Here is a 14,706-nt window from a genome sequence, read left to right on the forward strand (position 1 = left end):
GTGAATGACTTGACCAGTGATTTAGTATTCCTTTTCGGCGTTTTTGGTGCAGGATTGTTATCGTTTTTTGCGCCATGTATTCTGCCGCTGATCCCGGTATACGTGTCTTATCTGTCCGGAAGCATGGTCAACGGTACGAATCAGCAGCAGTCCGACAACAATTCGGTTCAGTTGCGGTCTACACTTGTTTTGCGGACATTTTTATTTGTTCTTGGGCTGTCCCTGGTATTTGTATTACTCGGTTTTGGTTCCGGCATCGTTGGGAATATGATCTCAAGTCCTGTGTTTATTGCCATCTGCGGAGCCATCGTGGTGCTTTTCGGGATTTATCAAACCGGGTTGATTCGACTATCCTGGCTGGAACGGGAGAGAAAGTTGTCAAGCGATCATGCCAGACGGGGAGGGTATGTCGGAGCGTTCCTGCTGGGTCTGACGTTTAGTTTCGGCTGGACGCCTTGTATTGGGCCCGTGTTGGCGGCCATTCTTGGTATCGCCGCAGGTGAAGGCTCTCCACTGTATGGTGGGTTTCTCATGTTCCTGTATACCCTTGGGTTAGCGATTCCTTTCCTGATTCTGTCCATTTTTTCGGAATATGTTATGAAGCGGATACGTCGTTTATACAGGTACATGGGTGTTATCAAAATAACTTCCGGCTGTATTCTTATTGTCATGGGACTATTGTTAATGACAGACCGACTAAACAGCTTGGTGACCTGGTTTCAATAATCATTGGAGGAATTCGGTATGAAGATTGCACGGAGATGGGTGGTATCTGTAATCGTATTTGCTGGAGTCCTGTTGATCTTGAGCGGATGTGGATCACAGCAAACTGAATCAAAACAAACGGGGTCATCATCAGCCCCAGCATCAACATCCGATATGAGTTCGTCAACCATGATGAACAAGGGAGAGACGGCTCCTGAATTTTCATTGCTTGATCTGAAAGGAAACACGGTTGGACTTTCTGATGTTCAAGGCAAGAAAGTGTATGTGAAATACTGGGCTTCCTGGTGTTCCATCTGTCTTGCGGGTTTGGAAGACCTGAACAATCTGGCGGGTCAAAACAATGATTTTCAAGTCATTACGATTGTGACGCCAGACTACAAAGGAGAGAAATCCTCCCAAGCGTTTACCGAATGGTTTGAAGAACAGCCATATGATAACATAACTGTTCTTTTGGATGAGAAAGGTGTATGGGCCAAGGAATTTGGTGTAAGAGCGTATCCTAGTTCTTTTTATATTGGCTCTGATGGTATTTTAGCGAAATCGCAGCCAGGGCATGCATCCAATGAACAGATCATGGAATCATTACAAGAGATTTTGTGAGAAGGGAGGAAGTGTCATGAAAAGGACGCTGCTCGGCTTGTGCCTCCTTGTTATAGCGATAGTTGTGTCTGCTTGTGGAAACAGGGTTGAGAGCCATTCAGCTTCATCTTCGATATCCACTCAACCTGTCAAGGCATCGAGTGTCTCCGAGGAAAACCTGAGTAACCTGTACTTGGCAGGAGGCTGTTTCTGGGGTGTGGAGGCATATATGGCTCGTATTCCGGGGGTCCAGGATGTGACTTCCGGTTATGCCAACGGTGAAGGAGAGAATCCAACCTATGAGGAGGTTATTCGCGGGGACCAGGGGTTTGCGGAGACCGTTCATGTAAAATATGATCCGCAGCAAGTATCTTTGAAGAAATTGCTTGAATCTTATTTTCGAGTTATTGATCCTACCAGCTTGAATAAGCAGGGCAATGATCGTGGCATTCAGTATCGGACAGGAATATATTATACGTTGCCTGAAGATGCCAAAATCATTGAGCAAGCTGTAGAGGCAGAGCAAGAAAAATATGACCAACCCATCGTAACGGAAGTAATGCCTCTGCAGAATTATTATTTGGCGGAGGAGTACCATCAGGATTATTTGGAAAAAAATCCGAACGGATATTGTCACATTGATATGACTGTCCTGGATGACCTGGAGATTGGAATTGATCCCGCTCAATATCCACGTCCAACAGATGAACAATTAAAGGAACGATTAACAGACGAACAGTATGCGGTTGCGGTAAACAATGATACGGAGCATGCGTTCAGTAACGAATATTGGGATAATGAGGAGCCCGGTCTGTATGTGGATATTGCAACGGGAGAGCCGTTATTCACCAGCCGGGATAAGTATGATTCCGGTTGCGGGTGGCCGAGTTTTACAAAACCGATTGTACCTGAGGTTGTTACCTATACAACGGATACGAGCTTTGGTATGGATCGCACGGAGGTACGAAGCCGGGCAGGTGACATCCACCTCGGTCATGTGTTCGATGATGGTCCCGAAGATCGCGGCGGCAAACGTTACTGTATTAACAGTGCATCGATCCGGTTTATTCCGTTAGACAAGATGGAGGAAGAACGATACGGGTATTTATTGTCATTTATCGAGTAGAGAAGGGCAGCTGACTTTATCAAAACATAGTAAGGCCATAATTTTAGAACGGTTGAGATCTCTCTATGAGGGATTTCGACCGTTTTTTATTCTGCGGCATCTAACAAAAACGAAGGTAGGCTTCAAAGATGGTTCCATCATTGTTATAATTGATAATCATTATCAATTATAGGTGGGTTTTTAGTCACAATGCCAGGGTATTGTGTATGTTTGAGCGCTTAGGAGAGGGAGTTTATATGGGAATTCAGAACGACATCAAGCTGTGGGATCAGGTACAGGTTCGCGTGCTTGATGTGCGTCTTATATCACTCGCAACACACGAGTTCATACGCAATTATGTGTTACCGACCAGTGCATTTGTGTATGTTCAAGGCAGGGGGCAGGTCTGGCTGGATGAAGAGGTATGGACTACAAACCAGTTCTTGCTGCTCCATGGGGGAAAAGGAAGACGTCTGACACTTGAAGCGACAGGGGCTATGGAGGTACATCTGATTTTGTACAAATCAACCTTGCCCTCCAACGTGCTTGTGGAGTACCGAATGATGTTGAACCAGCGTAATCCGTTTGAAGAGTCCTGGGCGACAGTGCCAGATCATACACTTGAGTTGCGTGAGCTTGTGCGGAATATACATGAATGCTGGTCAGGGCAGGAGCGAGTGGGCAAAATTCAGGTCAAAGTGTATTTCTTTCAACTGGTACAGCTTGTCTTGTTACAGCGGAGTCGCATGTTTAACGAAGTTCAACAGCCTTCGCTTACCGATCAGGTTTTGCGATATATCAAAGATCATTACCGGGAATCGATCTCACTTGATTCGCTTGCCCAGTCCCTGAGTTACAGTCCGCAATATTTATCACGCAAATTCAAGGAACAGACGGGATGTACACCGACAGAATATGTGATTCGGTTACGAATGGGTGAGGCAAGGAGTCTGCTTGCGTCCACAGAAGCTTCATTACAGGAGATTGCCGCGTATGTGGGTTATATGGACCCGTTTTATTTCAATCGTATATTCAAAAAAGAGACCGGTATCACACCGGGGCAATATCGGTTGAAGCAGCAGGAAAACTCGAAATCAGTTTCAAAAAGTACATTAAATGAAACAAATGAATCCATTGTAACAGGAGGGGATGAACGTTATCCTTTAATTGATGATGATAATCATTATCAATATACGGGAGATGAGGAAATCAACATGTTTAACCATTTTAAATCAGCGATCATGTCGCTTGCGCTTGTACTCACATTGAGTGCTTGTGGAACAGCCCAGCAGGGGGCTGAAACATCCGAAGTTGCGGCTGAACCCGAACAACCGGCAGTCGTGGAAACGCAAATGGTAAATACGACTTTTGGTGAGGTAGAAATTCCTGCACATCCGGAGCGAGTTGCTGCCATTGATTATCTGGGAACGGTGCTTGCTCTTGGTGTCAAACCGATTGGTGGAGGCCAATTTCTAATGAACAGTCCTTACCTGGAAGGTCACATGGATGGTCTTGAAACGATAGGGGATTCCGTTGAACAATTGATGGAGCTGGAACCTGATCTCATTATTACATTGAATCCGGATGAGGCGGCTTATGAGAAATACAGCAAGATTGCTCCAACCGTTTCGATCGCATCCATCACATTCCCGACACTGAAGGATGAAGTGAACTATTTCGGTAAAGTCCTTGGCAAAGAAGCGGAAGCAGAGAAGTGGCTGGCTGATTTTGATGAGGAGATTGCTAAAATCAAGCAGGAGGTGCAGAGCGTTGTTCCAGCTGATGCTACATTCTCTGTTATGCAGGAATATGATCGCCAAGTCTTCATATTTGGCAATCAGTCAGGCCGGGGAGGGCGTAACATCTACGAATTGCTTGGATTGCAAGCACCAAAGAACATTCCATCCGAGTTGATGCAGGGCGCCTATCATGAATTCTCTATAGAACTGCTCTCCAAATATGCCGGAGATTACATTGTGCTGACCAGCAAGTCTCAGTTGAAAGACCTTCAGGCAGATCCGATCTGGGGTTCATTACCTGCAATCAAAAATGGAAATGTGTACATTTGGACGGAAGAACAATCCTGGTTCCGTGACCCTATCGCCTTGTTGAAACAGACACAGGATCTGGCTGAATGGATTATTGGACTTAATACACCGTCTAAGTAAGATACTCCAAAAAAACCGTGCTACCCAGTTTGCTGAGCAGCACGGTTTTCATATTTCTATGTAGGACTGAACAGTAGAAGGGTATTAGCTGCCTGTAGAGAGATGAAGTAGCAGTGTGATTACCGTATAAGAGTTTATTCGCTCTTTTGTTCGTTCTGAATTTCTTGCAGATCCTCCAGCTGGAGTGTAAGGTCATTCTCGGGGTTTGCACTCACAATGACTTCTGACTGTGATTGTTGCTGACCCGGCTGGTTCGACTTGGCGGCAGGTTTGATCACGTAGAGACTCTGAACGGAGTTGAGCAGGCTGGCAGGGGTGTCTTCATACGTTTCCAGGAAGAGTACATAGTCTTTGGTAGGAATCAGCTTGAGGTTGTCATCATTAATAATCTCGGTGTTGCCTAGTTGTCCGCCAAGTTGCTTCACTTCAAGTTTTTCCCCGGCAGTGTAACCGCCTTTATAGGATTCAGCGACCTGAATCGTATGGATCGTATAGATTTTGTCAAAAGAAGATGGCTCTCCGCCCGGATTGGACGCGGGGTTTAACTCGTTTTCATTAGCAGCATCAGTAACTTGTACAATATCGTTTAAAGCTTCCACACGAGTCTCAATAACACTGCCTTTCACAATTGTATTTGCTCTCTCGGATAGGTCGCCAATGCTGGCATAACTCGGGTAATCTTCAGAAGCAATAATGGTCATGGGTGCATCGGATGGGGACGCGGTAGGTGTGACAGAAGAACATCCAACAGCAGATAAAATGAAAATGGAAGAGAGAAGCAGCGTTAATACTCGATTTTTGTTCATGGATAGGGATCCTCCTTGGATTTTTGGGATAAGTTCGTAGCGGATTAGTACTTGGATCTTACGTTATTGATATCAAAAGTTTGGGGTTGGGTCATGGAATTGCGGTTGCGGGAGTAAGACATAATGGAAGGACTGCTTGTTGTTGGGTTGTCACCGAGCCAGATGGAGTGACCGAGTTCGTGGACAAATACGCTTTGAATGAAGTTGGATAAGTTGGTCGCGTCAGGGGTGATTGTGGATGCATTGAGTTCGATGCGGAAGCTTACGACTTGACTGCCGGATACGGAGGCGTAGTTGACACCATATGCTGTATTATTGAAGTTTCCTGCGGTGATGGTGTTTGGGGAGTTACTTGTTTTGGTGAATTTAACTTTGGCACCTGCATTGTTCCAGTTGGTAAGGGAAGCGTCCATGGGAGTCTGCCATGCGGAGGCGTAATTATACGTACGAATGGGAATGGTGGTGCTGGGATAACCGTAGGTCAGAAAGGTTGCCGCATAGATGGTACTGCCAAACATCGCAATCGCTGAGAACAACATGATGCTCATCAAAAACTTCCTTTTCATACTTAAAACCTCCAATAAATGTATTTTATTCTCTATTATAGTAACAAGTAATATTTGAGTTGAAATGAGTCCGAGGTCGTTGTTTTTGTCGTGAAAAACATGAAATATATCTAGATCAGACCCTAATGGTGTCAAAATAAGTCATTTTCTGTTCGATATGCATGCATAATTTCCCTGAAATAACAAACAATACGTACAACTTCTCACAGGGAAAGGTAGTGCTTGAGCATGTGCAACCGTTTTTCATTGGCAGCCGATTTGGACGAAGTCAGAGATCATTTCAAAATTCAGCGAGTGATGTATTATTACAAAAACCGATACAATATCAGCCCAACCCAGCATACGCCGATTATTTTGCATCAGGATGGTGAGCGTGTATTGGATGAGTTCCGGTGGGGGTTCATTCCATTCTGGGGTCGTGATGCCGTTAACGCAAATCTTATGACGGTGCATGAGAATCCTTCCTATTACAAACTGGTAGAGACCAAGCGCTGCGTCATTCCCTGCAATGGATTATATTACTGGCGGCAAGAGGGCAAAAAAAGTTATGCAGTTCGTGTTGTCATGCCGGATCGTGGTCTCTTCGGTATTGCTGGGTTATACGAGGTGTGGAGAGATACACGGAAAGAGCCGCTTCGTACCTGCACGATGCTTATGACAGGAGCGAATATGGTTACACGCGAGTTTGGCAGTAAAATGCCAGCGATCCTCTCTGAGGAAGAGATCAACACCTGGCTGGATCCGGCTAATACACGGGTGACTCAGTTGCTACCTCTATTAAAATCGTATAACAGTACAGAGATGAATCTGTATCCAGTCACCCCAATGGTCGCCAACGATGAACACGATTGTTACGAATGCGTGGAAGAGATGGATCAGAAGCTGGCTTACGTTCGGAGTTTCTGAATATCCTTTGGATGATGTGAAGAAGATGAAGAGGGCTGAGAGTCTGGAGACACTCTGCTCTTTTTTTCCTTTCAGAAAATGAAAAGTTGCAATTGCGGTGAAACGTAACTATAATCATTACAGTAAGTGAACGCATATATTCATATATCTATTAAAAGAGATATTTATAATCAGGAGGGAACCACGAATGAATCCAAAGTTTAACCAGATGTTTGAACAAGTTTCACTACCGACTGGTATTACACTGAAAAACCGTATCGTGCTCGCTCCCATGACTCATATGTCCTCGAATGCTGATGGTACGATATCTGACGCTGAACTTGCTTATTATGCACGTCGCACAGGTGGTGCTGGCATGTCGATTACGGCTGTAGGGCATGTAACAGAGTATGGCATTGGTTTCCCGGCTCAGTTTGGCGTATATGATGACCGCTTCATTCCTGGTCTAAAGAAACTGGCTGACACCATGAAACAACAAGGCTCCGTTGCCGTATTGCAAATTTTCCATGCGGGCCGTCTGACACCTGAACAAGCTGTACCCGCGGGTCAAGTGGTTGCTCCTAGTGCGGTTGCGAGTGAGCGTCCAGGATCACCTGAACCAAGAGAGTTGACGGATGCCGAGATTACTTCCATTATCAAAGACTTTGGTGAAGCGACACGTCGTGCAATCGAAGCCGGATTTGATGGTGTTGAGATTCACGGTGCTAATGGTTATCTGATCCAGCAATTCTTCTCCCCGCATTCCAACCGACGTGAAGATCGTTGGGGCGGAAGCGTAGAGAAACGTCTGACATTCCCGCTTGCTGTAGTGGATGAGATTCAGAAAGTGGTTGCCGAACATACCAAACTGCCGTTCATCATTGGTTACCGTTTCTCCCCGGAAGAACCGGAAACACCGGGACTCACAATGGAAGACACGTATGCACTGGTGGATGCATTGAAAGATAAAAATCTGGATTACCTGCACGTTTCCCTGAACGAATTCTGGTCCAAGCCAAGACGTGGCGAAGCAGATACGCGTTCTAGAATGGAATTCATCCTGGATCGTGTGAACGGCAAATTGCCTGTAATTGGCGTAGGTTCAATTCATACGGCTGATCAGGCTGCTGAGGCGCTTCAAACGGGAGTACCACTACTTGCCATTGGACGTGAGTTGATTATTGAACCGGATTGGGTTGAGAAAATCGAGAGCGGACGCGAAGAAGATATCGAGACAATTCTGACCAAATCGGATCAGGAACGTCTGGTTATCCCTGACGGATTGTGGAATGCAATCATCCACACGCCAGGCTGGTTCCCTATGGCAGAAGATAAATAACATACACTTCAGAACTGGAATGGAGGGGGCGAAAGCTCCCTCTTTTTGCACATGGTCCAGATTCTTCTTGTCATCGCTCTGTGGTATGATGGATGAACAGGATCAACTGGATAATCAACGGTTTGGAGTGAAGGAATATGCTCGTAGCTGAACGGTATGAGAAAATAGTGGAATGGGTGGATACGCAAGGCAGCATGCGTGTGACCGAACTTAGTGAGCGCTGCGGGGTGACGGAAGAGACGATTCGTCGTGATCTGGACAAGCTCGAACAGGCGGGCAGGCTCAGAAGGTCCCATGGCGGGGCGGTCAGCGTAAAATACAAGGAAGAGTTACAGTCGGAGATTCCGTATCCGGAACGGGCTGTAGCCCATGCCGAAGAGAAGCGCAGAATTGCAAGCGAAGCGGTGAAAATGGTGGAATCTGGTGACCGAATCGCCCTGGATGCAAGTACAACCGCGTGGTATATGGCGGCAGGATTGCCGAACATTCCACTGACGGTATTAACCAACTCGATTAAGGTCGCCGCTGAGCTGAGTAACAAAGAGCAGATTCGTGTAATTGCCACAGGTGGGCAATTGGCTTCAAAGTCACTGTCTTTTGTAGGACCGCTGGCGGAACGTTCGCTGGATGCTTATCATGTGGACAAAGTGTTTCTGTCTTGCAAAGGAGTACATTTGACCAAAGGCATCAGTGAATCCAATGAATTACAGGCCTTGGTGAAGCAGAAAATGATTCATATTGCGGATGAGGTCATTTTACTTGCAGATTCCAGCAAATTTAACATACAGGCGTTTACCAGAGTTGCTGAGATGAGCAGTGTGGGCAAAGTGATTACAGATCAGGGCGTAGATGAAGAGCATGTTAGCGCATTGATGGAGCAGAATATTACGTGTATACGTGTGTAAATAAGAAAGGAATGAATGTCATGAAACATCCTTTTTATCTGAAAGCGGTATGGAATGGTGGGCGTAACAGTGAGGGAACAATCGATGCAGGTGGGTTAAAAACGGTCATATCGATTCCGCAGGAGATGGGCGGACCCGGTACGGGAACTAACCCGGACGAGATGCTGCTGGGTGCAGCCTCCACTTGTTACCTGATCACGCTGGCAGCGATGCTGGAGCGTTCGGATATTACGCCAGATGAATTGACGCTTGAATCGGAAGCAACGGTAGATGTTACAAATAACGTATTTACGTACGAACGGATCGTACATAGACCCCGGATTGTACTCAGCCAAGATGCTTCAGAGGCGGATCTGACCAAGGCTGAGCGCCTGGCGCATAAGGCTGAATCCTCCTGTATGATCTCCCGAGCGGTGGCAGGTAATGTCCAGATGGAGACACAGCCGGTCATTGTTACTACAGGAGCTAACGCGGTGTGATATACTGAAGAATAGACAATTCAAGTTGTCATTTGTGTAAAATAAGGAGTAATTCGGTATGAACACACAGAAGCGCAAGACTAACCGCTGGGTACGTTTAACACGTGCTATGAAGCTGAATTTTCTCAAATTGTTACGTGCTCCCGGAGGTGCCCATAAAGTATCTACCGGATTTGCTATAGGGTTCGGACTGGAACTGATCGTGATCTCGACCGCTTCCCTGATATATCTCGTATTTTATCCGATTGTGCGACTGTCTGGGGGTTCGGTGCCAGCAGCGATTGTTGGTAATGTGATCGGGAAACTTACGTTTTTACCTATTATTCTGATGCCACTCGCCAAACAAATTGGCTCATGGATATTGCCTGCTCACAGCATGGGACAGGGACTGGTACATGAGAGTGCATTCATGGAGCTGTTTCGCGGAAACTGGTCGGCCGTGAGTGAATTGTTGCTTGGTGGATTGGATATTCTGGCAGGCATGTCCGTATTTGGTGTCATTCTGGGTGTGATTTCGTACTTTGTCGTAAAATTCTTCTACGTCAGAGCGCTCAACCGGCGTTATGAACGCCGGCTGGAGAAACGCCGACAAGCGGATAGCGCTTCGGTATCACCTCCGGTATTAATCAGGAAGCCATCACAATCATAATGGGCAGCATCAACATGGATGCAGCTGTGGTCCACAGAATGCAGCGGGATACAAACTGCGGAGAAGCATTGAACTGTTCAGCCAAAATAACGGCGTTCACTGCGGTCGGCATCGATGCGAGGATCAGCAGCACACTGAACAACGTACCTTCGACCTGAAGCGCGGTCAGTATCAGCCAGGACAGGATCGGCGCAGCTGCGAGACGGACTACAAGCCCGGTCCAGAAAGCTCGGCGTACATTGGGCAGCCAAGGTGCCGTTGCACCTTTTGGTCTGAGCATCTGTGCTCCCAGAATGGCGAGAACGACAGGAGAGTAGCCCGCAGCCAGCATGGAAATCCCTCCATCCAGCGCTTCAGGCAGGCTCAGATTGGACGCACGCAGCGCAATGGCGATGCCAGCAGCATAGATGGATGGCATGCGGAAAACGGACAGAATCGCATCTTTCACCGTGAATTCGGATCGTGCGGCAAAAAAGATACCTACCGTATTAACAATGATCATCTGTCCAATGACGTAGACGGAAGCCTTGTCCAGTCCAAGCTGACCAAAGGCAAGCAGTACAAGCGGGAGCCCGTAATTCACGCAGTTCGTAAACGTGGAGACGAGGGTTAGGCCCGCTTTTTCGCTTGCACCCAGACGGAAAACCCGGCTTAACAGCTCGGCGAGTGCCCACAGAGCAATCAGATTAATAATAGAGAACCAGAACGTGCTGGTGACGTCCGTCCAGGTAATCTCTGCATGCAGCAATGTATTGAAGATGAGTGCAGGGCTCAAAATATAAAGAGAAAAGGTCGAGAGCGACCGGGTATCCCAATTTTTGAAGCGTTTTAACAGAATACCTCCAATCACGGGAAGTGATATCGGCAGGAACACATGGTATAAGGTGAGTAAAAATGAGTGAAGCAATGCAATTCAGTCCCTTCTGGATGAAAAACCTATCTTATCATAGCAGAAGATGCACCTCATATGAATGGATTTCAGTATGATCATGTGTAGTAATCGCCTTGCTTAACTAAGGATTTCCCTGATGTGCAGCGACAGCGGATTGCTATTTTGATATGGCAGATTTATTATAGAAGAGGTGCAACAAGATTACATACACATAGAGGAGGAAACTGTAATGAGTGAATCAAAACGCTTGCTCGTACTTGCTGGCTCTTACGCCGAAGCGGAAAATGAGGGCATTTATGCATATGAATTGAATGAGGATACAGGCAGCTTGTCCAAGCTTGACGGCATCGCGGGCGTGAAAAACCCAACGTTTGTCAACGTGGATGCTGAAGGAAACAAACTGTATGCGATTGGTGAAACAGCGTCAGCTGAAGGCAACAAAATGTCTGAAGCTGTAGCTCTGAGCATTGATCCTTCTACAGGAAAATTAACGTTGCTGAACCGGAATGACTCCATTTCAGCACCACCATGTCATATCCAGCGTGATCCTTCCGGCAAATACTTGATTCTCTCCAGCTACCACGGTGGTCTGGTAGGTCTGCAAGCCTTGACGGATAACGGTGAAGTTGGAGCGCTTCTGGACGAGAAAAAACATGAAGGACAAGGTGCGCATCCTGAGCGTCAGGACAAGCCACATGTTCACTCCGCATTCTTCAGCCCGGATGGTAAATACATGATGGTACAGGATCTGGGCGCAGATAACATCGCGATCTATTCCATTGATGCAGACAAAAATGAACTTGTGCTGCACAGTGAAACCAAAACACATCCGGGAGCTGGCCCACGTCACTTGGCGTTCCACCCGAATGGTCAATTCGCATATGTCATCAATGAAGTGGATTCTTCCATTACTTCGTTCAAATATGATGCAGCAGCGGGCACGTTGACTGAATTGTCTACAGTATCTACACTGCCTGATGGATATGATGGCAAAGAGAATACAACAGCTGAAATCACTGTTTCCAATGATGGACGTTATGTATATGGTTCTAACCGTGGACATGACAGCATCGTTGTATTTGCAGTAGATGCAGACAAAGGTCACCTGACACTGGTTGAGCATGTATCTGCTGAAGGTGAGCACCCGCGTCACTTTGCTCTGACACCTAACGGCAAATTGCTGATCGCAGCTAACCGCGATACAAACAACCTCGTGACATTCACGGTAGATCAGGAGAGCGGACGTTTGAAATACACAGGTCACAGCACAGGTGTATCCAAGCCGGTATGCGTGAAACCTGTATATCTGTAAATCAATTTCATAATACCTTTTAGTGAGTTATGAAAATGATTCGTGTAAAATGATAAATTTCTAAACCAGCCCTGGCTGGATTGAAAATGATAACGATAACGACCCTGCCATGTGGCGGGGTCTTTTTATATTGAATATCTAATTGGATGATTAGGCTGCTGCTCGGCTGTAAGCGGGCGGATTGGAATAGAGGATTAATTCTATATTTGATTCACCTAACAACCAACAATTATCAATAGTATCGCCCAAGTAACTACCCCACTTCAAAGTGCGTACTTCCTGAATGGATAGTCAGGGTCTACAATGAGTGAGTAGCCAAAACAAACACTGCATGCATCTGAACAGACAAATTGGTGCAGGCTAAATATCTGATTATTATTTTTACAGGAACGAATCATACTTGAACAACAAAGGAGAAATAAATGATGAAATTGCAATTGGCACTTGACTTGGTAAACATCCCTGAAGGTATCGCACTGGTTAAAGAGGTTGAACAATATATTGATATCGTTGAGATTGGTACTCCAATCGTTATTAATGAAGGTTTGCACGCGGTAAAAGCGATGAAAGAAGCATTCCCTAATCTGCAAGTTCTTGCAGACCTTAAAATCATGGACGCTGGTGGTTATGAAATCATGAAAGCAGCTGAAGCTGGTGCGGATCTGATCACTGTGCTTGGGGCAACCAATGACAGTACGATCAAAGGTGCAGTAGCAGAAGCGAAAAAACAAAACAAACAAGTTCTTGTGGACATGATCAACGTGCCTAACCTTGAACAACGTGCTCGTGAGATTGATGCGCTTGGCGTAGATTACATCTGTGTACACACAGGTTATGACCTGCAAGCTGAAGGACAAAGCCCGTTCGAAGATCTGCAAACGATCAAAGCTGCTGTGAAAAATGCTAAAACTGCTGTTGCTGGTGGAATCAAGCTGGAAACATTGCCAGAAGTAATCAAAGCACAACCGGATCTGGTTATTGTAGGCGGCGGTATCACAGGACAAGCAGACAAAGCGGCAGTTGCAGCTGAAATGCAACGTCTTGTTAAACAAGGGTAAGCAGATGAGCAAAACACAGTACGCAGCTGACATCTTGAAGGAGCTGGAACGTACGTTAAGCCAGATCGATGATGCAGAGATGCAAGCGATGGCTGAACACATTTTGGCTGCGGAACAGATTTTTGTAGCAGGAGCAGGCCGGTCAGGACTTATGGGAAAGGCTTTTGCCATGAGACTGATGCAGATGGGGCTTCGTGTATATGTGGTGGGCGAGACCGTAACACCTGGGATCAGCTCGAAGGATTTCCTCTTGCTGTGCTCTGGCTCAGGAGAGACAGGCAGTCTGGTAGCCATGGCTCAAAAGGCTAGTCAAGCTGGTGCACCTGTAGGTCTCATTACGATTAAGCCAGAGTCCACGATTGGGAAATTGGCGACTACGGTAGTGCGTCTCCCGGCTTCAGCCAAAGAGGACACAGCAACTTCCGGAGCGGCAGTAACCATTCAGCCGATGGGCTCGTTGTTTGAACAAGGACTGTTAATCGGTATGGATGCTCTCATCCTTACGATGATGGAAATGAAGGGGATGACCGGAGCGGATATGTTTGGCCGCCACGCGAACCTGGAATAGTGAATAGATGAAAGACCGGAATCCTTTGATTATGAAGGGTTCTGGTCTTTTCTGCGATACATAGTCATTCATCTGTTAGGTTTTATCCGTGATTTACAGTTAAACTTTGCATCCCGACCAGGCTGTAGTAGAATTAATAGATAGCTGTATCGAATGAATGTACTTATTACATCATGCATGGAGCGGAAAGCTTACCTCGTGTGAAGTGTCCCCGTGATATGTGTAATATACGCGATATAAGATTGAAGATGAGGGGGCTCGGAGCCATGGCAGCCGAAGTCAAGGAACGGATTAATCTGAAAGAAATCAACTGTGAGAAGGAATTGACCCTTGCGGTGATCGGTGGCAAATGGAAACTGATTATTTTGTGGCATTTGGGTCTGGAAGGTACCAAACGTTTCAGTGAGCTGAAACGCCTAATCCCTCATATTACCCAGAAGATGCTGACCAACCAGTTACGTGAGCTGGAGGAAGACAAGTTGATTGAGCGCAAGGTGTATGCAGAGGTACCTCCTCGGGTGGAGTATACGTTGACAGATCACGGTCAAAGCCTGATGCCCGTCCTGCACGCGATGTATAACTGGGGTAAAAATTACGGTGAAAATGTAATCTGGAAAGAAAGCTAAATAATTTATATTCAGAATGACCGCTAGGTAAATGGATTCTTCC

16 protein-coding genes are annotated in these 14,706 nt (G+C 46.3%); 13 read left to right on the forward strand and 3 right to left on the reverse strand.

Annotation, left to right across the window (positions count from 1 at the left end):
- The 4 genes from NZ043_RS21630 (at position 1) to NZ043_RS21645 (ending at position 4,578) form a co-directional block, all read left to right on the forward strand.
- On the forward strand, positions 1-726 hold the full coding sequence (locus NZ043_RS21630) for a cytochrome c biogenesis protein CcdA (protein WP_240768115.1): 726 nt from the start codon (positions 1-3) through the stop codon (positions 724-726).
- An 18-nt stretch (positions 727-744) separates the two neighbouring features.
- A complete protein-coding gene (locus NZ043_RS21635; RefSeq protein ID WP_339309200.1) occupies positions 745-1,326 on the forward strand; it encodes a redoxin family protein in 582 nt (193 codons plus the stop codon).
- Positions 1,327-1,342: 16 nt separating this feature from the next.
- Positions 1,343-2,431, forward strand: coding sequence for a peptide-methionine (R)-S-oxide reductase MsrB (gene msrB, locus NZ043_RS21640; RefSeq protein WP_249910975.1), 1,089 nt, complete (start codon positions 1,343-1,345; stop codon positions 2,429-2,431).
- A gap of 236 nt (positions 2,432-2,667) precedes the next feature.
- On the forward strand, positions 2,668-4,578 hold the full coding sequence (locus NZ043_RS21645) for an AraC family transcriptional regulator (protein ID WP_339309201.1): 1,911 nt from the start codon (positions 2,668-2,670) through the stop codon (positions 4,576-4,578).
- 134 nt (positions 4,579-4,712) lie between these two features.
- Here the strand turns inward: NZ043_RS21645 and NZ043_RS21650 are convergent, their stop codons facing one another.
- Together NZ043_RS21650 and NZ043_RS21655 are read right to left on the reverse strand one after the other, a co-directional pair.
- Positions 4,713-5,384 (reverse strand): hypothetical protein, encoded by a 672-nt coding sequence (locus NZ043_RS21650; RefSeq protein ID WP_339309202.1) that lies wholly within the window; start codon positions 5,382-5,384, stop codon positions 4,713-4,715.
- Between the two features lie 44 nt (positions 5,385-5,428).
- The gene (locus NZ043_RS21655) at positions 5,429-5,950 is read right to left on the reverse strand and encodes a hypothetical protein (protein ID WP_124114211.1); all 522 of its coding nucleotides are present in this window, start codon (positions 5,948-5,950) and stop codon (positions 5,429-5,431) included.
- A 228-nt stretch (positions 5,951-6,178) separates the two neighbouring features.
- On the opposite strand from NZ043_RS21655, the gene NZ043_RS21660 reads away from it, so the two are divergent.
- From NZ043_RS21660 to NZ043_RS21680, 5 genes are all read left to right on the forward strand, one after another.
- Positions 6,179-6,856 carry an SOS response-associated peptidase gene (locus NZ043_RS21660; RefSeq protein ID WP_091016984.1) on the forward strand — a complete coding sequence of 226 codons (678 nt, stop codon included), beginning with the start codon at positions 6,179-6,181 and terminating at the stop codon, positions 6,854-6,856.
- Between the two features lie 187 nt (positions 6,857-7,043).
- Entirely contained in the window at positions 7,044-8,174 is a 1,131-nt protein-coding gene (locus tag NZ043_RS21665; protein WP_133384443.1) for an NADH-dependent flavin oxidoreductase, read from the forward strand.
- 137 nt (positions 8,175-8,311) lie between these two features.
- Positions 8,312-9,079, forward strand: a complete 768-nt coding sequence (locus NZ043_RS21670; protein WP_249910972.1) for a DeoR/GlpR family DNA-binding transcription regulator — start codon at positions 8,312-8,314, stop codon at positions 9,077-9,079.
- Between the two features lie 20 nt (positions 9,080-9,099).
- Positions 9,100-9,558 carry an OsmC family protein gene (locus NZ043_RS21675; protein ID WP_339309203.1) on the forward strand — a complete coding sequence of 153 codons (459 nt, stop codon included), beginning with the start codon at positions 9,100-9,102 and terminating at the stop codon, positions 9,556-9,558.
- 58 nt (positions 9,559-9,616) lie between these two features.
- Complete coding sequence (locus NZ043_RS21680) at positions 9,617-10,207, forward strand: DUF2062 domain-containing protein (RefSeq protein ID WP_091031495.1); 591 nt, start codon at positions 9,617-9,619, stop codon at positions 10,205-10,207.
- Here the strand turns inward: NZ043_RS21680 and NZ043_RS21685 are convergent.
- On the reverse strand, positions 10,185-11,114 hold the full coding sequence (locus NZ043_RS21685) for an AEC family transporter (protein WP_133384446.1): 930 nt from the start codon (positions 11,112-11,114) through the stop codon (positions 10,185-10,187). The two genes, NZ043_RS21680 and NZ043_RS21685, sit on opposite strands and share 23 nt — an antisense overlap.
- 214 nt (positions 11,115-11,328) lie before the next feature.
- Here NZ043_RS21685 and NZ043_RS21690 point away from each other — a divergent pair, with 214 nt between their 5' ends.
- The 4 genes from NZ043_RS21690 (at position 11,329) to NZ043_RS21705 (ending at position 14,663) form a co-directional block, all read left to right on the forward strand.
- Positions 11,329-12,411, forward strand: a complete 1,083-nt coding sequence (locus tag NZ043_RS21690) for a lactonase family protein (RefSeq protein WP_036670568.1) — start codon at positions 11,329-11,331, stop codon at positions 12,409-12,411.
- 425 nt (positions 12,412-12,836) lie between these two features.
- Positions 12,837-13,469 (forward strand): 3-hexulose-6-phosphate synthase, encoded by a 633-nt coding sequence (gene hxlA / locus NZ043_RS21695; RefSeq protein WP_036670570.1) that lies wholly within the window; start codon positions 12,837-12,839, stop codon positions 13,467-13,469.
- Between the two features lie 4 nt (positions 13,470-13,473).
- Positions 13,474-14,037, forward strand: coding sequence for a 6-phospho-3-hexuloisomerase (hxlB, locus tag NZ043_RS21700; RefSeq protein ID WP_047842632.1), 564 nt, complete (start codon positions 13,474-13,476; stop codon positions 14,035-14,037).
- A 266-nt stretch (positions 14,038-14,303) separates the two neighbouring features.
- Positions 14,304-14,663 carry a helix-turn-helix domain-containing protein gene (locus tag NZ043_RS21705; RefSeq protein ID WP_062833989.1) on the forward strand — a complete coding sequence of 120 codons (360 nt, stop codon included), beginning with the start codon at positions 14,304-14,306 and terminating at the stop codon, positions 14,661-14,663.
- The last annotated feature ends 43 nt before the right edge of the window (positions 14,664-14,706 follow it).

Origin of the sequence: Paenibacillus sp. FSL k6-2145 (assembly GCF_037976585.1) — a bacterium.
Taxonomy (GTDB): Bacteria; Bacillota; Bacilli; order Paenibacillales; family Paenibacillaceae; genus Paenibacillus.

Coding starts and splice junctions, on each gene's coding strand:
- NZ043_RS21660 (WP_091016984.1), top strand. CDS start 6,179: ATGTGCAACCGTTTTTCATTGGCAGCCGATTTGGACGAAGTCAGAGAT.
- hxlB (WP_047842632.1), top strand. CDS start 13,474: ATGAGCAAAACACAGTACGCAGCTGACATCTTGAAGGAGCTGGAACGT.
- NZ043_RS21635 (WP_339309200.1), top strand. CDS start 745: ATGAAGATTGCACGGAGATGGGTGGTATCTGTAATCGTATTTGCTGGA.
- NZ043_RS21690 (WP_036670568.1), top strand. CDS start 11,329: ATGAGTGAATCAAAACGCTTGCTCGTACTTGCTGGCTCTTACGCCGAA.
- NZ043_RS21650 (WP_339309202.1), bottom strand. CDS start 5,384: ATGAACAAAAATCGAGTATTAACGCTGCTTCTCTCTTCCATTTTCATT.
- NZ043_RS21655 (WP_124114211.1), bottom strand. CDS start 5,950: ATGAAAAGGAAGTTTTTGATGAGCATCATGTTGTTCTCAGCGATTGCG.
- msrB (WP_249910975.1), top strand. CDS start 1,343: ATGAAAAGGACGCTGCTCGGCTTGTGCCTCCTTGTTATAGCGATAGTT.
- NZ043_RS21665 (WP_133384443.1), top strand. CDS start 7,044: ATGAATCCAAAGTTTAACCAGATGTTTGAACAAGTTTCACTACCGACT.
- NZ043_RS21705 (WP_062833989.1), top strand. CDS start 14,304: ATGGCAGCCGAAGTCAAGGAACGGATTAATCTGAAAGAAATCAACTGT.
- NZ043_RS21675 (WP_339309203.1), top strand. CDS start 9,100: ATGAAACATCCTTTTTATCTGAAAGCGGTATGGAATGGTGGGCGTAAC.
- NZ043_RS21680 (WP_091031495.1), top strand. CDS start 9,617: ATGAACACACAGAAGCGCAAGACTAACCGCTGGGTACGTTTAACACGT.
- NZ043_RS21645 (WP_339309201.1), top strand. CDS start 2,668: ATGGGAATTCAGAACGACATCAAGCTGTGGGATCAGGTACAGGTTCGC.
- NZ043_RS21670 (WP_249910972.1), top strand. CDS start 8,312: ATGCTCGTAGCTGAACGGTATGAGAAAATAGTGGAATGGGTGGATACG.
- hxlA (WP_036670570.1), top strand. CDS start 12,837: ATGAAATTGCAATTGGCACTTGACTTGGTAAACATCCCTGAAGGTATC.